This is a genomic window from Plantactinospora mayteni (genome assembly GCF_016862935.1).
Lineage (GTDB): Bacteria > Actinomycetota > Actinomycetes > Mycobacteriales > Micromonosporaceae > Plantactinospora > Plantactinospora mayteni.
In genome coordinates, this window is sequence record NZ_BONX01000001.1 from 17,711 (window position 1) to 43,337 (window position 25,627).

The 25,627-nt window shown below is 67.7% G+C and carries 19 protein-coding genes; 7 read left to right on the top strand and 12 right to left on the bottom strand.

The genetic code is table 11. From position 1 onward, the window contains the following. Positions 1-11 precede the first annotated feature (11 nt). From Pma05_RS00060 to Pma05_RS00070, 3 genes are all read right to left on the bottom strand, one after another. On the bottom strand, positions 12-836 hold the full coding sequence (locus Pma05_RS00060) for a carbohydrate ABC transporter permease (protein ID WP_203855132.1): 825 nt from the start codon (positions 834-836) through the stop codon (positions 12-14). Next, a complete protein-coding gene (locus Pma05_RS00065) occupies positions 833-1,657 on the bottom strand; it encodes a carbohydrate ABC transporter permease (RefSeq protein ID WP_239311412.1) in 825 nt (274 codons plus the stop codon). The genes Pma05_RS00060 and Pma05_RS00065 overlap by 4 nt, the downstream gene beginning before the upstream one ends. 122 nt (positions 1,658-1,779) lie before the next feature. Then, positions 1,780-2,967, bottom strand: a complete 1,188-nt coding sequence (locus tag Pma05_RS00070; RefSeq protein ID WP_239311415.1) for an ABC transporter substrate-binding protein — start codon at positions 2,965-2,967, stop codon at positions 1,780-1,782. Positions 2,968-3,517: 550 nt separating this feature from the next. On the opposite strand from Pma05_RS00070, the gene Pma05_RS00075 reads away from it, so the two are divergent. Both Pma05_RS00075 and Pma05_RS00080 read left to right on the top strand, forming a co-directional pair. Continuing rightward, positions 3,518-4,543 carry a LacI family DNA-binding transcriptional regulator gene (locus Pma05_RS00075; RefSeq protein ID WP_203855135.1) on the top strand — a complete coding sequence of 342 codons (1,026 nt, stop codon included), beginning with the start codon at positions 3,518-3,520 and terminating at the stop codon, positions 4,541-4,543. A gap of 68 nt (positions 4,544-4,611) precedes the next feature. Continuing rightward, positions 4,612-5,598, top strand: coding sequence for a family 43 glycosylhydrolase (locus tag Pma05_RS00080; protein WP_203855136.1), 987 nt, complete (start codon positions 4,612-4,614; stop codon positions 5,596-5,598). Between the two features lie 42 nt (positions 5,599-5,640). Here Pma05_RS00080 and Pma05_RS00085 read toward each other — a convergent pair whose 3' ends face one another. Beyond that, entirely contained in the window at positions 5,641-7,572 is a 1,932-nt protein-coding gene (locus tag Pma05_RS00085) for an alpha-L-fucosidase (RefSeq protein WP_239311417.1), read from the bottom strand. A 447-nt stretch (positions 7,573-8,019) separates the two neighbouring features. Here Pma05_RS00085 and Pma05_RS00090 point away from each other — a divergent pair, with 447 nt between their 5' ends. Further along, complete coding sequence (locus Pma05_RS00090) at positions 8,020-8,739, top strand: FadR/GntR family transcriptional regulator (protein ID WP_203855137.1); 720 nt, start codon at positions 8,020-8,022, stop codon at positions 8,737-8,739. Between the two features lie 150 nt (positions 8,740-8,889). Here Pma05_RS00090 and Pma05_RS42180 read toward each other — a convergent pair whose 3' ends face one another. The 3 genes from Pma05_RS42180 to Pma05_RS00100 all read right to left on the bottom strand — a co-directional run bounded on the left by Pma05_RS42180 (position 8,890) and on the right by Pma05_RS00100 (position 11,380). Then, positions 8,890-9,651 carry an SDR family oxidoreductase gene (locus Pma05_RS42180; RefSeq protein WP_275414619.1) on the bottom strand — a complete coding sequence of 254 codons (762 nt, stop codon included), beginning with the start codon at positions 9,649-9,651 and terminating at the stop codon, positions 8,890-8,892. Continuing rightward, positions 9,648-10,598, bottom strand: a complete 951-nt coding sequence (locus Pma05_RS42185; protein ID WP_239311419.1) for a zinc-dependent alcohol dehydrogenase — start codon at positions 10,596-10,598, stop codon at positions 9,648-9,650. The genes Pma05_RS42180 and Pma05_RS42185 overlap by 4 nt, the downstream gene beginning before the upstream one ends. A gap of 95 nt (positions 10,599-10,693) precedes the next feature. After that, entirely contained in the window at positions 10,694-11,380 is a 687-nt protein-coding gene (locus Pma05_RS00100; RefSeq protein WP_203855138.1) for a FadR/GntR family transcriptional regulator, read from the bottom strand. A 313-nt stretch (positions 11,381-11,693) separates the two neighbouring features. Here Pma05_RS00100 and Pma05_RS00105 point away from each other — a divergent pair, with 313 nt between their 5' ends. The 4 genes from Pma05_RS00105 (at position 11,694) to Pma05_RS00120 (ending at position 16,782) form a co-directional block, all read left to right on the top strand. Then, entirely contained in the window at positions 11,694-13,010 is a 1,317-nt protein-coding gene (locus tag Pma05_RS00105; protein ID WP_203855226.1) for an enolase C-terminal domain-like protein, read from the top strand. A gap of 79 nt (positions 13,011-13,089) precedes the next feature. Next, entirely contained in the window at positions 13,090-14,151 is a 1,062-nt protein-coding gene (locus tag Pma05_RS00110) for a sugar ABC transporter substrate-binding protein (RefSeq protein WP_239311421.1), read from the top strand. 26 nt (positions 14,152-14,177) lie between these two features. After that, a complete protein-coding gene (locus Pma05_RS00115; protein WP_203855139.1) occupies positions 14,178-15,746 on the top strand; it encodes a sugar ABC transporter ATP-binding protein in 1,569 nt (522 codons plus the stop codon). Next, positions 15,739-16,782 carry an ABC transporter permease gene (locus Pma05_RS00120; RefSeq protein ID WP_203855140.1) on the top strand — a complete coding sequence of 348 codons (1,044 nt, stop codon included), beginning with the start codon at positions 15,739-15,741 and terminating at the stop codon, positions 16,780-16,782. The genes Pma05_RS00115 and Pma05_RS00120 overlap by 8 nt, the downstream gene beginning before the upstream one ends. A gap of 226 nt (positions 16,783-17,008) precedes the next feature. Here Pma05_RS00120 and Pma05_RS00125 read toward each other — a convergent pair whose 3' ends face one another. From Pma05_RS00125 to Pma05_RS00145, 5 genes are all read right to left on the bottom strand, one after another. After that, positions 17,009-17,227, bottom strand: a complete 219-nt coding sequence (locus tag Pma05_RS00125; protein ID WP_239311423.1) for a GH12 family glycosyl hydrolase domain-containing protein — start codon at positions 17,225-17,227, stop codon at positions 17,009-17,011. 31 nt (positions 17,228-17,258) lie between these two features. Further along, the gene (locus Pma05_RS00130) at positions 17,259-19,265 is read right to left on the bottom strand and encodes a family 43 glycosylhydrolase (RefSeq protein WP_203855141.1); all 2,007 of its coding nucleotides are present in this window, start codon (positions 19,263-19,265) and stop codon (positions 17,259-17,261) included. A 33-nt stretch (positions 19,266-19,298) separates the two neighbouring features. Further along, entirely contained in the window at positions 19,299-20,936 is a 1,638-nt protein-coding gene (locus tag Pma05_RS00135) for a cellulose binding domain-containing protein (RefSeq protein ID WP_203855142.1), read from the bottom strand. 25 nt (positions 20,937-20,961) lie between these two features. Continuing rightward, positions 20,962-23,769 (bottom strand): glycosyl hydrolase family 95 catalytic domain-containing protein, encoded by a 2,808-nt coding sequence (locus tag Pma05_RS00140; RefSeq protein WP_203855143.1) that lies wholly within the window; start codon positions 23,767-23,769, stop codon positions 20,962-20,964. A 114-nt stretch (positions 23,770-23,883) separates the two neighbouring features. Further along, positions 23,884-25,596: a family 43 glycosylhydrolase gene (locus Pma05_RS00145; protein ID WP_239311425.1), complete on the bottom strand. Its 1,713-nt coding sequence runs from the start codon at positions 25,594-25,596 to the stop codon at positions 23,884-23,886. Positions 25,597-25,627 lie beyond the last annotated feature (31 nt).

Here is a 25,627-nt window from a genome sequence, read left to right on the forward strand (position 1 = left end):
GTCGTCGACGGCTATCCCTTCAGGGATCCCTGGAGCAGTGCCTTGATGAACTGGCGCTGGAAGATCAGGAACACGATGAGGGTCGGGGTGAGGATGAGCAGCGATCCGGCGCACAGCAGCACCAGGTCCGTGCCCCACTGGCCCTGGAACGCGCCGAGGGCGCCGGCCATGGTGCGTTTGGTGGCGTCGTCGACGAGCACGATGGCGAGCAGGAACTGGTTCCAGGTCCACAGGAACAGCAGGATCGTCAGGGACGCGATCGCCGGCCGCGCGAGCGGCACCTGGATCCGCCAGAACAGTTGCCAGGTGGTGCTGCCGTCCATCCGTGCCGCCTCGGAGAGTTCGGTCGGCACGTTGCTGAAGTGCGCCCGCATCCAGAACACCGCGAACGGCATGTAGAGCGCGATGAGCGGCAGGATGATCGCCCACCGGGTGTTGAGCAGGCCGAGGTCCCGCATCTGGTAGTAGATCGGGGTTATCACGGCTTCGAAGGGAAGGGTCAGACCGAGCAGCAGGAGGCCGAAGGCGAACCTGCCGCCGGGCACCCGCAGCTGGCCGAGCCCGAAGCCGGCCATGGTGGCGATCAGTACGGAGATCGGTACGACCCCGACCACGATCAGCAGGCTGGAGCGGAGCAGCGCGGCCATGTTCGCGACGGTGAACGCGTCGACGAAGTTTCCCCACTGCGGATCCGACGGCCAGGCCAGCCCGGTGGGTACGGTGCCGCGGGGCTGCAACGCCGCCGACAGCATGCTCACGAACGGCAGGAGTGTGACGAGGACCAGCGCGATCAGGAAGACGCGGCCGGTCAGCCACTCGCGTCGACTCAGGTTCATCCCTTGTCCTCCCGGGTCAACCGCTGGATCGGCAGTACACACGCCAGCACCAGCAGCATGAGCACGACGGCCAGCGCCGAGGCGAGCCCGACCTGACGCTGGGAGAACGCGAGCCGGTAGATCTCCAGACCCGGCACGGTGGTTTGCAGGCCGGGGCCGCCGCTGGTGGAGATGTAGACGATGTCGAAGCTGGCCAGGGCCGCGATCACGGTCACGGTGAGGCACACCCCGATCTCGTGTCGCAGGCTGGGCAGGGTGACGGCGAAGAACTCGCGTACCGGTCCGGCGCCGTCGATGCGGGCCGCCTCGTAGAGCGCCGGGTCGATCTTGCTCATACCGGTGACCATCAGGATCGTGCAGAGGCCGAGCAGGACCCACGCGCCGATCACCCCGACAGCGGGCAGCGCCGTGTCGAAGTCGCCGAGCCAGGCACGGGCGAGCCCACCCAGGCCGACCGCGCCGAGCACCTGGTTGACCAGGCCGTTCGAGGAGAGCAGCCAACTCCACGCGATGCCGGCCGCCACCAGTGGGATCACCTGCGGCAGGAACAGGATGGTACGCACGGCGGTGCCGAACGGGCCCGCGCTGATCCGTCGGACCAGGCTGGCGACCAGCAGGCCGAGCGCGACCGGGATGAGGCTGAAGAAGATGATCAGTACGAACGCGTTCGAGATGATCTTCAACAGATCGCTGTCGGTGAACACGGTGAGGTAGTTGTCCAGCCCCGCCCACCGGGCCACGCCGATACCGTTCCACTGGTAGAGCGAGTACTGGAACGTCAGCGCGAGGGGGCGCAGCACGAAGACGGCGTACATGAGCATGGCGGGCAGCACGTACAGCCAGCCACTCCATCGGGCCGTGCGGCCCCACCGAGGTCGGTGGGGCCGCACGGGCGACGGGTGGTCCGTCGCCCGACTGGTCCGAGCGCTGCCAGCGGCAGACGTCATCGGGACAGTTCCTTCTCGTACTCGGCCTGGACCGCCTTGACGTACCCCTCCGGGGTCTGCTGGCCGGCGACCAGCTTCTGCATCTCAGGGGTGATCGCCGCGGCGAAGATGCCACCGGTGGCGTTCGCGGTGAAGTCCACCGCCCCGTTCTCCGACCCGAGTTGCTGCGACGCCTTGAGCGTCTGGGCCAACACGCTCCCCTCGGCAACGGCCGGGACAGCCAGGTCGGACGGGCCGCCAGGGTGGGAACCACCGACGGTCACGGAGATCTCCCGGGCCTTGGCGTTGGTGTGGACCCAGTTGAGGAAGAAGGCGGCGGCGTCCGGGTGCTTGGCCTTCGCGCCGACGCCGAAGGTGTTGGGCGCGGACATCGCCACGTGCCTGCCACCGCCGGCCTCGGTGGGGAACAGGAAGAAGCCCACGTTGCCGCTCGTGGACTTGTCGAGGGTGCCCGACTCCCAGTCACCGTTGAACATGAACAGGCCGTTGCCCTTCTGGAACTCACCCATCATCGCGGTGTAGTCCAGGGCGTTCGCGTCCTTCGGGAAGTACCCGGCCCGCGCCCACCGTTGGATGGTCTGGGTGGCTTTCAGCGCGGCCGGCGTGTCGAACGTGGCGCCCGGCTTCTGGAAGATCCAGTCGGCGATCTGGGCGGGGTCGCCGAACTGGTTCTGTAGCGCCTGGTGGGGGAAGTTGACACCGGCGGTGTTCTTGTTGAACTGCATGATCGGTTGCACGCCGGCGGTCTTGGCCTTGGCCAGCAGGTCCTCGAACTCGGCGATGGTGGCCGGCGGCTGGGTCATGCCGACCCGCTCGGCCAGGGTCTTGTTGTAGAACACCCCGGTCACGCTGTAGCCCAGTCCCATCCCGTACAGCGAACCGGTGCCGCGCGGACGACCTCCCTCGGCGACCCGAAGCTGCACGAGTTGCGAGGCAGGGAACGTGTCCCAGCCGTACGCGGTGAAGTACGGGTCCAGGTTCTTCAGCAGCCCGTCCTTGACCAGGTCGACCATGGTGGGCAGCCGGATGACGTCCGGCGCGTTGTCCGAGGCCAGCACCCGAGGTGCGTTCTCCACGATCACCGTGAACTGGTCCTCCCGGACGTTGAACGTCACGTTCGGGTGCTGCTTGGTGAACTCGTCGGCGAGCGCCTTCGCCAGCGGAAATCCGGTCTCCGCGTACATCTCCAGGGTGATCGGCTCGGTTCCCAGCTCGGTGCGGGCCGGTGCGGCGGAATCACCCGGGGATTCCGGATCCGCCCCAGGTGCACTACATGCAGTAACCGTCGCAGCGGCAGCCAGTAGCGAAGCAAGCACCACCAGCCTGCGTCGCGAGTACTTCGTCGAAAATCCGTACATTCCTACGGCTCCTTGACTCCTCCGTGCGCGCCTCGCCGACCGGCGGTTGTCCCGGCAGTTACCTCGGACCCGCCATGACAGCCCAGGGCCGCCACGTGGTTCGGGCTCGCGAGCCAGACCCTGACCCAGGCGCGCAGTACCAACCATGTCCGTCTCCAGGCAGGGGGCGTCAGGTGCCCTCCGCAGGAGCACAACGTGCGCTAAACTGATTTAGCAGAGCATGGACGCGAGCCGCGAAGCTGTCAAGGACAAGCCGGCAACGGCTCGGAAACGGCTGGTTCACACACCGCGCCGACGCCGACACTGGACACCGTCCGCCGACGCAGCATGATGGGCGGGGGCGGTGTCGGATCAACCGCCTCGATTCGGAGGACTGATGGGCCGCAACAGAGCAACCCTGGCCGATGTCGCACGGCGTGCCGGGCTCTCCAAGACCGCCGCGTCGATGGTGCTCAACGGGCGGGAGGGCACCCGACTCTCCGCCGAGGCGCACCAACGCGTCTTCGCGGCAGCGGAAGAGCTCGGCTACCGGCCCAACGTCGCCGCGCGCAGCCTGCGTACCCGCAAGACGGCCACCATCGCGTTCGTCTCCGACATCGTCGCCACCACCCGGTTCGCCGGCGGCCTCATCCGTGGCGCGCTGGACGCGGCCCGCGAACGCGACCACGTACTGCTCATCACCGAGACGCAGGGCGACGCGGCGTTCGAGCAGTACGCCATCGAGGCGATGCTCGACCGCCAGGTCGACGGCGTCATCTACGCGGCGATGGCGACCCGACGGCTGGCAGTACCGCCCGCCATCCTGAGCGGCCCCGTGGTGCTGCTCAACGCCACCAGCCCGGAGGCCCTGCCCTGCGTCCTACCCGACGACGAGCGAGCCGGTCGAACCGTCACCACCGCGCTCCTCGAACAGGGCCACCGCGACCGGATCGCGCTCATCGGCCGGGCCCGGCTCAAGGAGCGCGACCCCGAGGTCTCCCTCGCCGCGCAGGCTCGCCTGCGCGGAATCCGGGACATCCTCTCGGGCGCCGGCGCCACCCTGCTCGCCGAGGCGTTCTGCGGCGACTGGCTACCCGAACACGGCTACGCCGCCATGCGCGGCCTGCTGAGCAAGCCGACCCGCCCGAGCGCGGTCATCTGCATGAACGACCGGCTGGCCTTCGGCGCCTACCAGGCACTCGGCGAGGCCGGGCTGGCCGTTCCCACCGACATCTCCGTCGTCTCCTTCGACGACGACCCGATCGCCACCTGGCTGCGCCCCGGCCTGTCCACCGCCGCCCTGCCGCACGAACAGATGGGGCGCCGCGCGGTGGAGATCCTCCTTGACGACCGTGGCACGGAACCGGTCCTCGTCCCCATGCCGCTGCGTCGACGCAGGTCCATCGCCACGCCCGCGTCGTAGGCCGTACCCTCCGGCGGGGAGATGAGGCTCCGACGGGCTAAACCGATTTATCTGGTAGCTTTCCCGCCATGTTACGTCTGCCAGACCACTGGGTGTGGGATAGCTGGTACGTGCAGGACGACGATGGAGTGCGGCACGCGTTCTTCCTGCGCGCCTCCCGCGCCCTGCTCGACCCGAACCGCCGCCACCTGCGCGCCGCCATCGGCCACGCCGTCTCCACCGACCTGCGCTCCTGGCGCCTGGTTGCCGACGCGCTCGTCCCGGCCGACACACCTGGGTGGGACGACCTGGCCACCTGGACCGGAAGCACCCTACGGGGACCGGACGGCCGGTGGTACCTGTTCTACACCGGCGTCAGCCGCGCCGAGGACGGGCTGGTCCAACGCATCGGCCTGGCCGTCTCCGACGACCTGACCACCTGGCACCGGTACGGCACCGCTCCCCTCGTCGTCGCCGACCCGACCTGGTACGAACTCCTCGACCTGAACCTCTGGTACGAACAAGCCTGGCGCGATCCGTGGGTCTTCCCCGACCCCACCGGCACCGGCTGGCACATGCTCGTCACCGCCCGGGCCAACCACGGGGCGGCGGCCGAGCGCGGCGTCATCGGCCACGCGACCTCCGATGACCTGGTCAACTGGACCGTCCAGCCGCCGCTGTCCACCCCCGCGGGGTTCGGGCACCTCGAGGTCCCGCAGGTCGCGGTCGTCGACGGGCAGCCCCTCCTGCTCTTCTGCACCAACGCCGTGGCAACCCCGCACCGCGCCGAGCACCAGATCTGGACCGCCACCGGCCCCTCCATCACCGGCCCCTGGGACGTCGCGTCCGCGCAACCGGTCCGGCACCCACACCTGTACGCCCCCCGGCTGGTCCCCGACCTCGACGGAGGATGGGCTCTCATCGGCTTCGTCGACCATGTCGACGGCGAGTTCGTCGGCGAGCTCACCGATCCCATACCCGTGCACCGGCACCCCACCGGCGAGCTGGTGGTGGGCAGGCAGGCGGACGAGAGCTCGACGTCCCACCGGACGAGCCGATCCGGTGGTGGCGCATGACATTCCGTACCGCCCGGCACCCGGCGGTCGCTGCGGGGCGGGTCAGACCGCGGTGATGGTCCATTGGAGGTTGGTGCTGGAGTCCGGCGTCCAGAGCTTCACCCTCGAGCCGACCGCGGAGTCGCCGCCGCTGTCGAGTGCCGTGCCGGTACCACGGTTGAGGATCTGGTGGCGGCCGTTGCCGAGACTGCTCAGCCGCCACTGCTGGTTGTTGCTGCCGCTCCACGGGGCCTGCATGGCGGTCGCGCCGTTGCTGGCGTTGCCCCAACTGTCGGCGACCATGCCGTTGCCGCGGTTGACCAGCCGGTAGTAGCCGCCGCCCAGGTCGACCAGTTGCCACTGAAGGTTTGCGCTGCCGTCGTAGGTCCACTGTTTGAGCATCGAGCCGGATGCGACGCCTCCGCCGCTGTCGAGCGCCAGGCCGGTGGTGACGTTGGTGATCCTCACCCAGCCGGTCGGGGTGCTACCGCCGCCGAGGGTAGGGATCTGGCCGGAGAAGGTCAGCTTCACCACGTACGCCGGGGCGCTGAACGGAGCACTGGCGGGCATGGTGATGCGCAGGCCGGAGCCGTCCTGGGTGCGGCCGGGCAGGTTGACGTACGAGCCGGCGGTGGCGCCGAGCAGTTGCACCGAGGTCAGTGTGCTGAGGTTGATCCGGTTCGAGTTCAGGGTCGCGATGTTCAGGGTGCCGCCCGGCCAACCCAGCACGGTGGCGTACAGGACCCGGTTGTCCTTGCCGCGGGTGAATCGGATGTCCCGGTTGGTACCCGGGCGGGGCTGGACGAAGGAGCCGCCGCCCATCTGCGTCGGGCCCTCCCCGTACGCGGCCCAGGCCCGGGTGGCGTAGATCGACTCGCCGAACCGCCGCAGGTAGTCACCGATGCCGAGCAGGATCGTCCGCTGTCCGGACGGGATGGTGCCGTCCGCCGTCGGCGCGATGTTCAACAACATGTTGCCGTTCTTGCTGACGCGGTCGATCAGCGAGTGCAACATGGCGTTGAGCGAGTAGTAGCCGATGCCGACCGTGTAGCACCAACTGGAACTGGAGATGCTGTCGTCGGTCAGCCAGAACGGGTGCTGGATGTCCGCCGGGCCGCCACGCTCGAAGTCGTAGACCGACCCCCTGTTGTTGAGGCCGTCCTTGTACGTGGTGACCACGTCCCTGTTCCACGCCACCGCCTGGTTGAAGTAGTACGCGAGGAAGTCCAGGCGCCGGGACTCGTCGATCCGGGGCAGGTTGAAGTCCTGCCAGATGATGTCGGGCTGGTATCCGTCGATGACCTCCCTGAGCTTGTCGTACCAGAGCTGCTGCTGCTCGGCGGCGCTGAGCTGGCCGTACAGCCTGCGGAGGCTGGCGGTCGGCTGCGCCGGTACGCGCTCGTAGAAGCCGGTGAAGTTGAAGGCGTGGTGCAGCGACACGATCAACTTGAGACCCTTGGCCCGGATGGCGTCGGCGTGCAGGCGCAGCAGGTCGAGCCTGGGTCCGGTGGCGACGGAGTTCCACTCGTTCACCCTGCTGTTCCACATCGAGTAGCCGTCGTGGTGCTCGGCCACCGGCCCGGCGAACCTGGCCCCGGCGTCGGCGAACAACTGCGCCCACTCGGTCGGATCGAAGTTGCCGCCGGCGGATCTCAGTCTCGGCGCGAACTGCACCCAGTTGCCGGACCGGTCCGAAGCGCCGTTGATGAAGTTGTGGTACGGCCACACCGACGGATCTCCGTAGACGCTCCGGTGGTGGTTGTTCTCGTTCGAGCCGCTGAAGTACATGTTCCGCGGGTACCACTCGTTGGCGAACGCGGGGACGCTGAACACGCCCCAGTGGAAGTAGATGCCGAACTTGGCGTCCTGGAACCACTCCGGCGCCGGTGGATGCTGGTCGACCGACGGCCAGGTCGGCGTGTAGCTGCTCGGGCCTTCGGTGGCGTGGGCGTCGCCGACTCTCAGTAGACCGGTGAACGCGGCAGCTCCGGTCATGCCGGCCGTGGCGATGAGTCTGCGGCGCGTGAACCCAAACATTGACGAGGACATCGAGGGGATCCTCTCGAAGGACTGTAATGCCCTGCTGCACCAATCATCACATGTTAGGTTACATATCTGAAACAGTCAATGTATTGCCAGAGAGGACACCGGAAGGCGAACCTCGCCTGGACTGTCAGCCTGAGCTGGCAATATGTGAGCATCAACGAGAGCGACGGTCCATCAGCGACACTGGCGGGGGCCGGGGAACCTTGCCCAGCGGTGAGCAGAGGTCTGATGTATCCGGGACCAAGGCGTGAGGGGCGGTGAGTATCGCCGCCCGGAGCAGGTACCGTCGCCTCGGTACGCAGTCGGTTAGAATCCGCCAACCGGTCGGGTCAGCGCTCACCTCACCGATGGCCCGCCTGTGTGTCGGCCGGCCAGACGTCGAACGACGAGGGTGGCATGTCTCGCACTGACGAAGTGATCAACAGCATCAAGCGGATGATCCTCGAAGGGGTACTCAAACCCGGGGATCGGCTGCCGGTCGAGAAGGAACTCGCCGAGTCGCTGGGGGTCTCGCGTGGCTCACTGCGCGAGGGGATCTCGGCGTTGTCCCTGCTTGGCGTGGTCAACACCCGCCAGGGAGACGGGACGTACATCACCAAGCTCGACGTCACCCAACTGCTGGCCCCACTGGGCTTCGTGGTCGACCTCGAGGGTCGGGGCGACGCACGGCACATCCACACGGTTCGTCGGCTGCTGGAGTGCGAGGCCGCCCGGTCAGCCGCGACCCGGATCACCGACGAGGCACTCATCCAGGCCCGCGAACTGCTGGACGAGGCGACCCGGATCGCGGGTCAGGCGCCGCAGTACCACGAACGCATCATCGAGATCGACATCCACTTCCACCGAATCATCGCGGTGCACAGCGGCAATCCGATCCTGGTAGGGCTGATCGATGCGTTCGCCGGGCGCACGGTCCGCGGCCGGTTGTGGCGCAGCCTGCATGAGGAGGGCGCCGACCGGCGTACCCATGAGGAGCATCTGGCGATCTGGAGAGCGCTCGTGGCACGGGACCCGGAACGGGCGCGGATCCGGATGGCCAGCCATCTGATCGGGGTCGAGGAGTCTCTCCACGCGCTGGCCGACGACGAGCCGCTGCCTGAGCCGGGGGAAAGCTGACGAACGGGTCGCCAGGCCAACCGAACCCTCGGGGGCGGTCGCCGACCGGGCGGGCCCACCGATCACGGATCACCGGTCCCCCGGCCGCCGCCACCTGACCTGGGGCCGCCCCTACCAGAGTCAGCAGGGCACGGGTCCCACGTGTGCCGGCTATCTCCCCAGCCAGCCGCCGTCCACGGGGATGACCGCTCCGCTGACATAGTCCGACGCCGGTGAGGCCAGGAAGACAGCAGCGCCGGCGAGGTCCTCGGGACGTCCCCATCGCCCGGCGGGGATGCGTTCGAGAATCGCGGCGCTGCGCCCCGGGTCGGCACGCAGCGCCTGGGTGTTGTCGGTGGCGACGTAGCCGGGGGCGATGGCGTTGACGTTGACACCCCGGGCGGCCCACTCGTTCGCCAACGCCCGGGTGAGCCCGACAAGCCCGGATTTGGCGGCGGCGTAGCCGGGCACGTTGATGCCACCTTGGAAGCTGAGCAGCGACGCCGTAAAGATGATCTTTCCCCGACCGCGATCGATCATGCCCCGACCGACCTCGCGGGTGAGGACGAACTGCGCGGACAGGTTGACCGCCAGCACCTCGTCCCACAACTCGTCGGCGTGCTGCGCCGCTGGCGCGCGGTGGATCGTACCGGCGTTGTTGACCAGGATGTCGACGGGGCGGTCGCCGCCTTCGAGCCGCGCGGCGAGCGCGGCGACGGCAGCGCGGTCGGCGAAGTCGACCTGGTAGGCGGTGAAGCCACGACCGCGGCCCCGCACCCGCTGCTCCACCTCGCTGCCGGTGGGTTCGAGCTGTGCGCTGACGGCGATGATGTCGGCGCCGGCGGCGGCGAGTGCGTCCGCGATGGCCAGGCCGATCCCACGGCGGGCTCCGGTGACGACGGCGAGCCGACCGGACAGGTCGAACGGGTTCACGGCGACGTCTCCCGGCAGTCGACGAGGACCTTCATGACCTTGCCGCCGTTGCGTAGCGTGGCGAAGGCGGCGGCCGCGTTCGCCAGCGGCTCGACGTGCGTGATCAGTGTTTCGGCGGCTACCCTGCCGGCGCTGAGCAGACCGATCGCGGTGTCGTAGTCGGCACGTTCGTAGACGCGGGCGCCGACCATCGTCAGTTCGCGCCAGAAGAAGCGGAACACGTCGACCTCGCGGGGCTGGCTGTGGATGCCGACGATGACGAGCCGGCCCCGTACGGCGAGCAGCTCGACGGCGGTCTTGACGCCGGCGGCGGAACCGGACACCTCGAACGCCACGGCTGCGCCGGCGCCGCCGGTCCACGACTCCACCTCGGCGGCAACGTCGTCGGCGGCGGGGTCGAGGGCGCGGATGCCAAGCTGGCCGGCCACGGCGCGACGATGGACGTCCAGCTCCAGGACGATGACATCGGCCCCGACCGAGCGCGCGACCAGGGCGATCAACAGGCCGACGGGCCCCCCGCCGATCACGACGGCCTTCTCGCCAGCGTGCAGGTCGGCGCGGCGCACGTCGTGCACGGCGACCGCGGCGGGTTCGACAAGCGCGCCATGGATCAGGGACAGGTTCTCGGGGAGGGGGACCACGACCTCCGCCGGTACGGTCCACCGCTCCTGCAGCGCGCCCGGTGAGTCGATGCCGATGAAGTTCAGCCGGTGGCAGATGTGTCGGTGACCGGCGCGGCACGCGGGGCAGGTCCCACACCATCGCAGAGGTATCACGGTGACCGGCGTACCGATGGCGAGGCTGGAGACGTCGGGCCCGAGGGCGGCGACGCGGCCGGACATCTCGTGGCCGATCGTCTGTGGTAACGCCACCCGGTGATCCATCGTCCCGTGCAGGATGTGCAGATCGGTGCCGCAGATGCCGGTGTACGCCACCTCGATCTGCACCTCACCGACCCCGGGAGGGACGGGCGGGCGGTCCTCGATCAGGATGGTCGAGTTGCCGGCGTACAGGGCTGAACGCATGGAACCTCCGCTCGCGGTTACCGATCCTCACGCAGGTGTGCGCGTAACCAGGTCTCGGTCGTGGTGATGTGCAGCAGGGCAGCAGCTTGCGCCTGGATGGCGTCCCCGGCAGCCAGCGCCAGGTAGATTGCCTCGTGTTCGCGCAACGTGCGCCCGGCCGCGTCGGCGTCGACCAGCCCCCGCCACACCCGGGCGCGCAGGGTTCTGCTGGAAATGCCTTCCAGCACCGTCGACAGTGTCTCGTTGCCGGTAGCGGCGACGACCGCGCGGTGGAAGGCAAGGTCGTGCTGGTTGAGCAGTTCCACGTCGTCGGCCGCGGCGCGCATGGCCTCCAGATGGCCCTCGACCTCGGCGAGCTGCCGCGGCGAGATGCGGGTGGCAGCGAGCCCGGTCGCGGCGGTCTCGAACAGCCTGCGCACCTCGGTGAGCTCCAGCATGGTGTTGCCCTGGAGCAGCTCGACCGCACCACCGATGCCTTCCAGCAGCACTCGCGGTTCCAGGCTGGTGACGAAGGTTCCGCTGCCCCGTCGCACCTCCAACACTCTGGCCGCCACGAGCGCCCGCACCGCCTCGCGCATGATGTTGCGCCCCACACCCAGCTCGGCGGCGAGTTGCTGCTCCGGCGGGAGCTTGGAGCCGGGCGGCAGCTCGCCCGCCTGGATCAACTCGCGGAGGCGGGTCATCGCCTTGTCGGTCAGCGACATGTCGGATCCCTTGTGATGTCCCGTGTCCCTTGTGATGTCCCGTGCCGAAAGGTCGCGGGGTTGAGGTCGGCAACCGTAGCAAAGTAATCCCATGTCTGGAAGCCGAAGGGGCGACGACTCCGAACAGATGCTCAACATGGACTTGATGAACTCGCTGGTACTGCCCAGGTTTCCATCCTGAGTCTAGACGCAGCCCTTGAGGCGGGTTATAAAGACATCCCATGGCACACGGTTCAGTGGGCGATGCGACATCGCGGCGGCGGACGGCAACACCACAGCCGACAGGACCAGCGGCGGGACGGGGCGGATGGCTATGACCGAGGTGATCAGCGCAGTCGACGCGGTCGACGTCCGGTTTCCCACCTCCCGCGAGCTGGACGGCTCCGACGCGATGAACCCGGAACCGGACTACTCGGCGGCCTACGTGACCGTCCGGACCAGCAGCGGCCAGGAAGGATTCGGCCTGGCTTTCACCGTGGGACGCGGCAACGACGTCCAGGTGGCCGCGGTCCACGCGTTGGCGCCCCTCGTCGTCGGCCTGCCGGTCGCGGACGTCCTCTCCGACCTGCGGGGTTTCTCGGAGAGGCTGACCGGCGACAGCCAGTTGCGCTGGCTCGGCCCGCACAAGGGCGCCATCCACATGGCCGCCGGAGCGATCGTCAACGCGACCTGGGACCTGTACGCGCGCCGGGAGGGCAAGCCGCTGTGGCGGCTGCTGGCCGAGATGACGCCGACACAGCTCGTCAGCCTCATCGACTTCCGGTATCTACGGGACGCCCTCACCCCCGAGGAGGCGCTGGAGATCCTCCGGCGCGCCCGGCCAGGACGGGCGGAACGCCAGCAGCGGTTGCTCGAAAGCGGATACCCGGCGTACACCACCACACCGGGCTGGCTCGGCTACACGGACGAGAAACTTGTGCGGCTGTCGAAAGAGGCCGTGAACGACGGCTTCGATCTGATCAAGCTGAAGGTCGGGGCGGACAACGAAGCCGACGTACGACGGCTGGCCCTGGCCCGCGAGGCGGTGGGCTCCGACATCCGGATCGCCATCGACGCCAACCAGGCATGGGGAGTCGATCAGGCGGTCACCTGGTTGCAGTCCCTGGCACCGTACGACCCGTACTGGATCGAGGAACCGACCTCGCCGGACGACATACTCGGCCACGCCGCGATCCGCAGAGCGGTCGCGCCGGTCAAGGTCGCCACCGGCGAGCACTGTCACAACCAGGTCATGTTCAAACAGCTGCTACAGGCCGAGGCGATCGACGTCCTGCAACTCGACGCCACCCGCGTCGCCGGCGTGAACGAGAACGTCGCGATCCTGCTGCTCGCCGCCAAGTTCGGCGTGCCGGTCTGCCCGCACGCCGGTGGCGTCGGCCTGTGCGAGATGGTGCAGCACCTGGCGATGTTCGACTACGTCGCCGTCAGCGGCAGCACCGACGGCCGCGTGATCGAGTACGTCGACCACCTGCATCAGCACTTCGTCGATCCCGTTGTCGTCCGGAATGGACACTACGTGGCGCCGCGGGCCCCCGGCATCGGCGCGCGGATGCATCCCGAGTCGATCGCCGCGTACCGCTTCTCGACCGGATCGCAGGCCAAACACGCACGTTGGTGGGTCGGCCAGTGAACCTCGTTGGCTGCCTCCCCCGCAAGCCAACGACCAGCATCGGAACTCACACGGGGGCATCTTCCAAACAGGAGCCGTGATGAACCGTAGCCCAATCGCCGCGACCGCGGCCGTTGTCATGTCCGTCGCACTGCTCACCGGCTGCGCCGGCAGCGACAACTCCACCGGTGACAACGGCAGCGCCGGGGTGGTCGGTGTCGACTACCCCCGGTCGGACACCGACTTCTGGAACTCGTACATCAAGTACACCCCGCAGTTCGCCGACGAGCTGGGGTTGGCTCTGAAGACGACCAACTCCCAGAACGACGTGGCCAAGCTGACCTCCAACGTGCAGTCGTTCATCAGCCAGGGCGTCAAGGGCATCGCGATGGCGCCGCAGGACACCGCCGCGATCGCACCGACGCTACAGACGCTGGCCAGCAAGAAGATTCCGGTCGTGACCATCGACACCCGCCCCGACCAGGGTGAGGTGTTCATGGTCGTACGCGCGGACAACCGCGCCTACGGCGAGAAGGCGTGCCAGTTCCTGGGAACCAAGCTCAACGGCACCGGCAAGGTGGTCATGTTGCAGGGTGACCTGGCCTCCATCAACGGCCGCGACCGCACCGAGGCGTTCAGCGAGTGCATGAAGAAGAACTTCCCAGGGATCACGGTCTTCGGCGAGGCGACGAACTGGGACGGTGCGATCGCCTCGCAGAAGTTGCAGATCCGGCTGACCGAGCACCCGGACATCAAGGGTGTCTACATGCAGTCCAGCTTCGCGCTGGCCGGTACGCTCCAACTGCTGAAGCAGCGCGGCCTGCTCGCCGCGCCGGACGACCCGAAGCACGTCTTCGTGGTCTCCAACGACGGCATCCCGAAGGAGCTTCAGGACATCGCCGCCGGCAACATCGACGCCACCGTCTCGCAGCCCGCCGACCTCTACGCCAAGTACGCGCTCTATTACCTCAAGGCGGCCATCGAGGGCAAGACGTTCCAGCCGGGCCCGACCGATCACGACAGCACGATCATCCAGGTACGCGACGGGGTGCTCGAAGACCAGCTCTCCGCGCCGCTGGTGACCCTCGACGGCGGAACCTATGGCGGCGTACCGAGCCTCAAGCCCGACGACAAGTCCCTCTGGGGCAACAACATCGGCTGACCAGCCGCAGAGGAGAACATCGGCAGATGAGCGGCAACGAGAAGTCGCCGACGCACTCGTCATCCGCCCGGGACGGCGACGGGCGGGCCCCGTCGGGCCCGCCCGTGGCGGAGGCGACCGACATCACCAAGCGGTACGGGTCGACGGTGGCGCTCGACCACGCGCGGCTCACCGTACGCGGCGGCGAGACGCACGCCCTGGTCGGCCGGAACGGGGCTGGCAAGTCCACCCTCGTCTCGATCCTGACCGGTTTGCAGCCCCCCGACTCCGGAGAGATCCGGTTTTCCGGGCAGGCGGCACCACGGCTGTCCGACCGCGACGCCTGGCGGCAGCGGGTCGCCTGCGTCTACCAGAAGTCGACTATCATCCCCCAGCTGACCGTGGCCGAAAACCTCCTGCTCAACCGGTACGACCGGGGCCGCGGCGGGCTGATCAGCTGGCGCTCGCTGCGCCGCCGGGCCCGGGACCTGCTGGCCGTCTGGTCGGTCGACGTCGACGTCGACGCAAAGGCCGGGGACCTCAGCGTCGAGCATCGCCAGTTCGTGGAGATCGCCCGGGCCCTGTCGTTCGGTGCCCGGTTCATCATCCTCGACGAGCCGACCGCCCAACTCGACGCCGGCGCCATCGCCCGCCTGTTCGACCATATCCGTGACCTACAGAACCAGGGCGTCACCTTTCTGTTCATCAGCCACCACCTACCGGAGATCTACGAGATCTGCGACATGGTGACGGTCTTCCGCGACGCCCGCCACATCGTCACCGCCCCGGTCGCCGACCTCCCACGCGGTGAACTCGTCGCCGCCATGACCGGCGAAGCCACCGCGCTGGATGCCCCGCGCTCACGAACGGCGCCAGCGGGCCCCGCCGACGCGGTCCTCGACGTGGCCGGCCTGTCCCTCGACGGCGTGTTCGACGACGTGTCATTCCAGGTCCGGTCCGGCGAGATCGTCGGCCTCGCCGGCTCCGGCGGCAGCGGCAGGACCGAAGTGGCCGAAACCATCGTCGGACTCCGTGCGCCGCAGGCCGGCACCGTCACGCTCAACGGCCGGTGTCCACGAGCCGGCAACGTCAGCGCCGCCCTGGCCAGCGGCGTGGGATTCGTCCCCCAGGACCGCCACCACCAGGGCCTGGTCGCCGGCATGTCGATTGCCGACAACGCCACCATGACCATCCCGGAGCGCCTCGGCTCGGCCGGCTTCCTCAGCACCCGCCGCCGCGACGCCATCGCCAACACCCTCATCGACGCCCTGGCCGTCAAGACACCCGGACCAGACCTGCCCGTCTCCGGACTCTCCGGCGGCAACCAACAGAAGGTCGTCATGGCACGCGCACTCGCCAACGACCCCCGCCTGCTCGTCCTCATCACGCCCACGGCCGGCGTGGACGTCCGGTCCAAGGAGTTCCTCCTCGACAAGGTCGACGAGGTCGCCGGCACCGGCACCGGCGTCGTCGTCGCCTCCGACGAACTCGACGACCTGCGCATCTGCGACCGCGTGCTGGTGATGTTCCAGGGCCGCGTCGTCGCCGAGATGCCCAGCGGCTGGCGCGACCACGACATCGTGGCCGCAATGGAAGGACTGACCGTCGATGCCTGAGACCCTGACCGCGGCTGACACCACCGACGACCCCGGCGTCACGGCCGGCCCAGCGCCTCGCCGCCCCGGCGGCAGGCCGGCGGTCGCCCGGCTGCGGGACCTCGCACTGGTACCGGCGATCGTGCTCATCGCCATCGTCGGGCAGATCGTCAACCCGGTCTTCCTCCAGCCCGACAATCTGATCAACATCACCCAGACCATGTCCGAGATCGCGCTGCTCGTACTGGCCCAGACCATCGTCCTGGTCGCCGGCAAGATGGACCTGTCGCTGGAATCCACCTTCGGCCTCGCCCCGGGCGTGGCCGCATGGCTGACCGTCGCCGTCGGCACCGGGCATGGCATCGGGCTCGTACCCGGTGCCTGGGGCATCCCGATCACTCTGGCGGTCGGCGCGCTCATCGGCATCGCCAACGCCGCGCTGATCGTCCGGTTCGGCCTACACGGCTTCATCGTCACCCTCGGGATGCTCATCGTGCTGCGTGGCCTACTCACCGGCATCTCCGGCGGTCAGACGTTCTTCAACCTCCCCGAGTCGATGATGTATCTCGGCACCGCCATCTGGTTCGGCGTTCCCGCATCCATCTGGCTCTGCGTCGCCCTGTTCGCGGCCGGGATCATCCTGCTCGGCTACACCGCCTTCGGGCGATCCCTGTACGCCATCGGCGGCAATGTCGACGCCGCCAGGGCAGCCGGCATCCGCACCGACCGCGTACTCTGGATCGCCCTCGTCGGCGCCAGCGTCCTGGCCGCCCTGGGCGGCCTCATGCTCTCCGGCCGTCTCGCCTCCGTCGCCGCCTCGCAGGGCAACGGTGCCATCTTCACCGTCTTCGCCGCGGCGGTGATCGGGGGTGTCAGCCTGAACGGCGGTAAGGGCACAATGTTCGGCGCGTTCACCGGCATTTTACTGCTCTTCATGATCCAGAACGTACTGACGCTCGCCGGCGTCCCGGCACAGTGGATCGGCGCGCTCAACGGCGCCATCATCCTCATCGCGCTCGTCGTGTCCCGGATCACCGGAGGCAAGGCGCAGGAGTAGTGGTCGCCGACCGTGCCGCGGCATCAGGTGTCAAACAACGGACCTGCTGGGCATCGCGGCGCGGAGCAACCTGGTCCGGGGAGTCGTCGGTGATCGAGGTGGCGGCCTGTGCCGGCGTGGCGGTCATCCCATATCGGGGAACGCGGAGGCCACCGGCCGGCGGTCGGCGTTTCCGCCGGCCGGTGGAGTCTCGACCGGCGGTGGGACGCCTCCGCCGGACAGCCGTTCACCGCGCCGTCACGAGATGGTGACCGAGTAGGAGTTGGTCTCCACCCGACCGACCGTTGCCTGTGAAGATCTCCGGACCGGCCTGCACGCTGGTCAGGTACTTGGAACTGCTCATCCAGCCGCGCGAGACCACGTCGTTGGTGAAGTCGCGGAGGTTGAGCGTCGCGCTGGTGATGTTGCTGGTGCGTACGTAGGAGTACACGTTCCAGGTGCCCACGACCCCGTGCTCCTCGTCTGACATGTGCCTTTCAGGGGGTTGTCACGTCGAACCGGTTGACGGTCACCGAGCCGCCGAGGGCCTGGGTGGCGTAGTTGAAGATGCCGTAGCGGTACGCCATGAAGAACTGCCAGGCGTGGTTGAGCGTGAACGCCGGCCCGAGGCTGATGAAGTTGCTTCCGTCGGTGCTGTACGAGAAACGAGCCTGCCGGCCGGCGCCAGGTCTGACATCGGCGTTGACCCGCAGCCAGATCCGTCCGCCGGAAACCGCGGCGGATGCCTGCTCGGTGCCGGTCCCGGTGGTTTGCCAGCTGGAGTTCATGGTCAGCCCGTTGGTCATCACCACCCGGGTGGTGTTGTTGTCGCGTCGGATGCCGATCCACGCCGACGAGTCGCGCAACATCGCCAGCCCAGCCCGGTCACCGTTGGCCATGCCCGAGTAGTTCAGCTCGATCGTCGCGGTCGACGACGGACCCTGTATCCGGTGGGTCAACGTGTTCCGCGCCTGGTACAGGTCGTTGGTCACCGTCGCCGTCTGCAACCTCAACCCGTTGTTGACCGACCAACGGGTGTTGTCCGGGTTGTGGTTCCACTCGTACTGCGGCGCCAACGCGGTGCCGGCAAACGTGTCCGTACCGGTCATCGGCTTCACCTGCCGGGGCGGGCGCGGCACTGCCGGATACGGGTACGTGGCGCCCCAGCGGCCGTTGACGGTCTGTAGCACCGGCCAGTCCCCGACCCAGTTGACCGGAGCCAGCGTCGGGATGCGGCCACCAGGATAGGCGTCGATGAACGCCAGGTAATACCACTGGCCGTTCTGGGTTTGCACCATGCCGCCCTGGTGCGGCACCGAACCCGGCTCGCCCTGGATCGGACCGGGCAGGTTCAGCAGGACCTCGCGTACCTCGTACGGTCCGAACGGGCTGCGCGACCTCAGCACGTACTGGCCGTTGGCCGGCTTGGTGAGCCAGATGTAGTAGTAGCCGTTCCGCTTGTAGAACCGGGCGCCCTCGATGTAGCCGATGTTCGACGGGGACGTCCACACCTGTTGGGCGCGGACCTGGGACAGCCCGTCGGCGGACAACTGCGCCACGCTGATGTTGGTGCTGCCGTAGGCGACGTACATGGTGTCGTTGTCGTCGATCAGCAGACCCGCGTCGTAGTAGCAGTTGTTGATCCGCGACCGCTTCGTCCACGGCCCTTCCACGGTGCCGGCCGTGTATACGTAGGTGCGGTTGAACTCGGTACAGCCGATCCAGTAGAACGTGCGGTTGCTCTGCCGGTAGTTGAACGCTGACGCCCAGATGCCCTTCACGTACGCCCTGCCTCCGGACAGGTTGTACGCGGACGAGTCGAAGTCCAGACTGGGCACCGAGTGGCCGGCGAACTCCCAGTTCACCAGGTCGTACGACCGCAGGATCGGCGCTCCCGGGGAGTAGTGCATGGTCGAGGCCGAGTAGTAGTACACGTCCCCGACCCGGATGATGTCGATGTCCGCGAAGTCCTGCCACAACACGGGGTTGCTGAAGGTCGACGACGGCGGCCACGGCCCCGAGGTCGTCGGCGGCGGCGAAGACGTCGGCGTGGAGGTGGGTGGCGCGGAGGTGGGCGGCCCACTGGTAGGGGTGGCGGCACCGGTGCAGGTCGTGCCGTTGAGCGCGAAGCTGGTCGGGACCGGGTTCGACGAGGTCGAACTGCCGTTGAACCCGAAGCTCGCGCTGCCGTTTGTCGGGAGACTCCCGTTCCAGTCGGTGTTTGTCACGGTCACGTTCGGACCGGATTGGGTGAAGCTGCCGTTCCACAGTTGGGTGATGGTCTGACCGGCGCCGAACGACCAGGTGAGCTGCCAGCCGTTCACCGGGTCGCCGAGGTTGTCGATGGTGACGTTGGCGCCGAACCCGCCCGGCCACTGGCTGCTGATCGTGTACGTCACTCGGCACCCGGCGGCGGCGCTCGCCCCGGTCACGGTCATGCCGACCATGACCAGCGCGGCGGCGACGCCGGCGGCCAGCATCGATTTCCCAGGTGTTCGAGACATGCCACTCTCCGTCCCTCCGTTAGGTTCAATCGGTCAGAGTGCGGTGCAGGCCGATCCGTTGAGAGTGAAGGCGGTCGGCTTCGCGTTGCCGCCGGTCCAGTTGGCGATGAACCCGAAGGTCGCGGTCCCACCGGGGCTGATCAATCCATTCCACGACACGTTGGTCGCGGTGACCTGTGCGCCGGTCTGGGTGAAACTGGCGCCCCACCCCTGATCCACCCGTTGACCGTTGGTGAACGACCAGCGCAGGCTCCACCCGTCGACCGCCGCGGTACCGGTGTTGCGGATCGTCACATCACCCTGAAAGCCGTCGGGCCATTGGCCGGTGATCGCGTACGTCACCTGGCACAGGCCGGTCGGCGCGGACGGGCTGGTCGTGGGCGTCGGGCTCACGGTCGTGGGCGTGGCGGTCGGGTTGCCCGGTCCGGCACTGACGCGGTAGACGGTGGTGCCGTGGCCCGGCACACTGGCGGAGATCGTTCCGGTCGTGCTGCTCGTTGCGTTTGTCCACGCGTCGCGCAGGGTGAACGAGCTGCCCGACAGACCGATCGCGGACGCGGTGGTGGAGATCGTGGTGGTAGTAGTTCCTTGGTTGAACAGGGCCACCGCGACGTCGCCATTGGCCAATCGCTTGGCCAGCACCCGACGGGTACCGTCGAAGGACACCTGAACCCCCTGCAACCCGAGCGTGTCCTGGTTGATGGCGATCAGGTTCTGGTTCTTCAGGATCGTCTGGGTGGCCGCGTTCATGTTCCGCAGATCGTTCCCCGCGATCAGCGGGGACGCCATGATCGCCCACATCGCGAAATGGGACCGCATCTCGGTGTCGGTCATGCCACCCCGGCCGACCTCCATCATGTCCGGGTCGTTGAAGCTGCCCGGGCGCGCGTACCCGGCCAACGGCACGGTGACGTTGATGATGTTCTGGATACCCATCGGATAACCGTTGGTCTGACCGGTGTCCCAGGCGTTGGTGATGTCCTCTGTGGTCCGCCATATATTCGCCACATCACCCCAGTTGCGACGCGGCCCGGTCTTGTCATGGATACTGTTCGGGTTGATGCTGTACACGATGGGCCGCCCGGAGGCGGCCAACGCGTCACGCATTCTGGCGAACGTACGCACCTGATCGTCGATGGTCCCGGAGGGCGAGCACCAGTCGTACTTCAGATAGTCCACGCCCCACGCCGCGAACTGCCGGGCGTCCTGCGCCTCATGCCCCTGCGCGCCCGTCCGCCCCGGATACGCCCCGAAGTACTGCGCACAGGTCCGATCCAACGGCGCCTGATAGATACCAAACTTCAACCCGCGGGCGTGAATGTAGTCACCCAGAGCCTTCATACCACTGGGGAACCGCCCTGGATCACCCTGCAGATTGCCGGCCGAATCACGGTTCGGGTTCATCCAGCAGTCATCCACCACCACATACTCGTAGCCCACGTCCCGCATCCCGGAGCTGACCATCGCATCCGCCATCTGACGGATCAATCCCTCGTTGATGTTGCAACCAAACGTGTTCCACGAATTCCAGCCCATCGGCGGAGTTCGCGCCACACCGTTCTCCAACGCCTGCGCGTCGGAGCTCCGCAGCACGGTAGCGACGGCCGTCACCGCCAGCAGCCCAGCCGCCAACGCGGTCGCCAACCGGCGCCCGCCAGCGAGGTTCCTCATTGCCTCTGGCCCCCTTCCCGAGTGGTCAGGTCGTGGTGCAGGTGATGTTGGTCGGCGGGTTGTTCGTACCGTTCACGGTGGCGATGAAGCCGAAGGTGGTGGAGGCGCCAGCGGCGAGCGCACCGTTGTAGGCGACGTTCGCCACTGCCACGTTCGCGCCGTTCTGGGTGTACGACCCACTCCAGATCTGGTTGATGACCTGCCCGTTGGGGAATGCCCAGGAGACGGTCCAGCCCGTAATCGGTTTCGATCCGGCGGTCACTCTGACGTCTGCCTGGAAGCCACCGGGCCACGAGCCGGTCACGGAGTACGCCGCTGTCGCCCCCGACGGCGTGGGCGAGCTGGTCGCGCTCGGCGGGGCGGACGGACTGGCCGAGGGCGTGACGCTGAGGGTCGGCGACGGCGTCACGCCGGGCCGCGCCGCCCGGTAGGTGTGGCCGGCCCGGACGGTGAGCTGGATGACGTCGGCCTCGGGTCGCGTGGTGGCCGGCGTGGTGCCGTCGGTGACGTCGACCACCGTGTGGTTCCCGGTGAACAGCCGGGCGCGGAGCTTGACGGTGCCGTCGCGGTCGGCCCGGATGAGAAACTCGTCGGCCTGTCCCCTGGTCCATGCCATGCCGACGGTGTATCCGCCGCGGCCACGCAGCCCGGTCACGTTCCCGGTGGGCCAGGCGGTTGGCAGTGCGGGGAGCAGGTGTAGTTCGTTGTGGTGGCTCTGTAGCAGCATCTCCGCGATGCCGGAGGTGGCGCCGAAGTTGCCGTCGATCTGGAATGGTGGGTGCAGGTCGAACATGTTCGGCGCGAGCCGGTCGGTCCGTACCAGATCCCGGATGAGTTTGTGCGCGCGGGTGGCGTCCTCCATCCGCGCCCAATAGTTGATCTTCCAGGCCAGGGACCAGCCCGTCCCGTCATCACCACGCAGATCCAACGTCCGACGCGCCGCCTCATACAACTGCGGCGTACCACGCCGGGTGATCTGGTTACTCGGATGCAGACCATACAGGTGCGAGATGTGCCGGTGGGTCCGCTCGGTCTCCACCCAGTCAGCGAGCCACTCCTGAATGTTCCCCCGGGACCCGACCCGCATCGGCGCCAACCGCTCCCGGGCCGCCCGCACCTGAACCCGGAAATCGGCGTCCACCCCCAGAACCTCGCCGGCCCGGACGACACCGTCGAACAGATCCCGCAGAATCTGATTGTCCATCGTCGGCCCCGCACACACGCTGACCCCGGAGTGGTGAGCGAGCTCCGGCGAGTTCGACGGATTGGTGACCAGGAACCCGAGCGACGGATGGGCGACCAGGGTATCGAGGAAGAACTGGGCCGCACCCTTCAACGCCGGATAGTTGGACCGAAGGAAGCCGACATCACCAGTGAAAAGATAATGATCCCAGATCAGACTGGCCAGCCACGCCCCACCGGTCTGCCACATACCCCACAACGCACCATCGACCACCGACGTACCCCGCCACCCGTCGGTGTTGTGATGCGCGACCCAACCACCCGCGCCATACTGCACCTGCGCCGTACGAGCACCCGTCACCGCCAGATCCCGGACCAGATCGAAGACTGGCGCGAAACACTCGGCTAGATTCGTCGTGTCCGCAGGCCAGTAGTTCATCGGCAGATTCGCGTTGATCGTGTACTTCGAGTCCCACGGCGGAGCCATCTGATCATTCCAGATACCCTGAAGATTCGCCGGCTGCGTACCCGGCCGCGACGAAGAGATCAACAGGTACCGGCCAAACTGGAACAACAACGCCGAGAACTGCGGATCATCCACACCCCCATGCTGCGCAATCCGCACATCAGTCGGCTGATCGGCCGCGGACGTACGCCCCAGATCAATCGACACCCGCCCGAACAACCGCTGGTAATCAGCCACATGCCGACCCCGCAACTGGTCGTAGCCGACGTTGCGGGCGGCGTTGAGACGGGTACGCGCGATGCCCTGGTAGTCGCCGTTGACGGTGCGATAGTTGACGTAGCTGGAGCCGATCGAGACCAGCAGGGTGACGCTGGTCGCGCCGGACACCCGCAGCGTGCCGGCGGAGTTGCTCACGGTGCCACCGGTGGCGACGGCGTTGGCCAGGGCGAGGAACCGCACCGAGCCGTTGATGCCCTCCATGTTGCCGGAGATCCCGTCCAGTGCGATCGTGGCGCCGTCCGGGCTGGACACCGTGGTCCGTTGCGGACTGTCGAAGGTGGCGTTGAACGTGATCGAGTTGGCCCGGTCGGCGGTCAGCCGGACCACGATCACCTGGTCCGGGGCGCTCGCGAACACCTCACGCTGGTACCGCACGCCGTTCAACACGTAGGTCGTGGAGGTGGTGGCGGTGGTCAGATCGAGAATCCGGTTGTACTGCGACGCCCCGCTGGCGGTGCCGAAGGCGAGCCGAAGGTTGCCGACGGGTTGGTAGGCGAGCTGCCCACCCGGGGTCCCCATCATCGCCTGGTTGATCAGATTCTGCGCCTGGCTCCACTGATCCGCGAAGACCAGTCGCCGGATCTCCGGCAGCGCCGCCGCGCCGCGAGGGTTGGCGGAGTCGTACGGCCCACCGGCCCAGACCGTGTCCTCGTTGAGCTGGAGCCGTTCCGTGTCGACATTCCCGAACACCATCGCACCGAGACGACCGTTGCCGATCGGAAGCGCCCGCAACCAATCGGCGCCCGCCGGCTCGTCGTACCACAGCGCCAGGTCGTTGGCCGCGAGTACCTCGGCTGGCGCGGTCGAACCGGCCCGGGCCAGGGCGGTCCACCCGGCCGGGAGCAGCGCGGCTCCCATTCCGGCCGCGCCGGCGGTGAGGAGTCTCCTTCGAGTCACTTCGGACATATTGATCTCCATTATCGTAAGTGAACCTTTTCCACCTGGACCGTGTGGCGTCCGCCCCGACCTCGACCTGCGGCCAGGACGGACCACAAGGGAGATTGGAAAAGGGTTCGGTGATCAGGGGCTGGTGCACGTGAGGGACGGGGTCGAGGGCGTACCGCTGCCGATGAAGCCGAACGTCGTCCCGGCGCCCGCGCCGAGCGAGCCGTTCCACGCGACGTTCCGTACGGTCGCCGCCGATCCGCTCGTGGTCAGCGTCCCGTTCCAGATCTGGCCGATGGTCTGTCCGTTCGCGAGCGTCCAGCGGACCGTCCAACCGTTGATCGCCGCGGATCCGGCTGTCACGGTCACGTCGCCCTGGAAGCCACCCGACCAGGAGTTGGTGGTGCGATAGGTCGCGGCGCACAACCCGGACGGCGTGGTCGGCGGCGGCGTCGTCGGTGGAGTCGTCGGTGGAGTCGTCGGCGGCGGTGTGGTCGGGTCGCCGGCGTCGAACTGCCACCAGTTGAGGTTGAAGAGGTTGCCGCTACCGCCGGTGAACCGCAGATACAGGTCGTGGGTGCCGGTCGCGCCGTTCACCGCGCAGGAGACGGTGGTCCAGGTCTGCCAGCCGCCGGTGCCCGGGACGTTGCAGGTGCCGACGACGGGGCCGTTCGTGCCGTCCAGGCGCACTTCGATACGGCCGCCGCTGGTGGCCGAGGCCACCCGGGCGTTGAACGACGTCGCGCCGGTACCGAAGGCGGCGCCCTTGACTTTGGTGTAGTCGCCGTTGCTTATCTGGGCGACGTTCATTCCGCCTTCGCTGGACGGTTCGGTTTCGACACCGACTTCCCAGGCGATCGTCTCGGCCTCTTGACGCAGGTAGGGGTTCAGGGTGCCGATCTGCGGAGGACCGGCGGTGGTCATGTTGATCGTCGGGATGGTGCCGTTCGTGTTGTAGGTGAACTTCTCCACCGCCACCGACCGGGTGAAACCACCACCGCCCGGTAGCGCGCCGTTGTGATAGAAGAAGTACGAACCGCCGTTGAAGTCCACGATCCCGGGGTGGTTGGTGAAGCTGCTACCCTGCCGGGGCATGATCGTGCCCCGGTATGTCCAGGGCCCGGTCGGGGTCGGGGCGGTGGAGTAGGCGATGAACTCGGCGCAGCATTCCGCCGCGAAAATCATGTAGTAGAGGCCGTTGCGCTTGTAGACCCACGGCGCCTCCTCGTACAGGGTGGGCCGACTGGGGTTGCCGGTGCGGGTGCCGAACCCGGCCGTGGTCAACGGGATCTGCGTCGGGTTGCCGGTGTACGAGATCATGTCCGGGTTCAGCCGCACGTACCACAATCGCGGGTTGCCCCAGTACAGATACGCCTGGCCGTCGTCGTCGATGAACACCGCCGGGTCGATCTCACCGTTGGCGACCAACGGCCGACCCAACGCGTCCCGGAACGGCCCGGTCGGGCTGTCCGACACACCCACCCCGATGGCCATCGACCCGGTGGCCCGGTTCTTCACCGGCACGTACCAGTAGAACTTGCCGTTTCTGTATGTGGTGTGCCCGGCCCACGCGTCCGCGCTCGCCCAACTAAAAGTGGACAGGTTCATCGGTGAGCCGTGATCGGTCCAGTTGACCATGTCCGCCGACGACCACACCCGCCACTCCCGCATGGTGAAGTAGGTCGAACCGTCCTCGTCACGGCCGGTATACAGATACACCCGGCCGTCGTGCACCAGAGGGGCCGGATCAGCGGTGTAGATCGTCTGGACAATTGGATTGTCCGCCCGCGCGGGAGCCGGCACGGCGAACAGCGCCACAAGACACAACACGCTCGCGACGCGGGCCACAGTAGCCCTGAATCCTTCCCTGGCCGAAAAT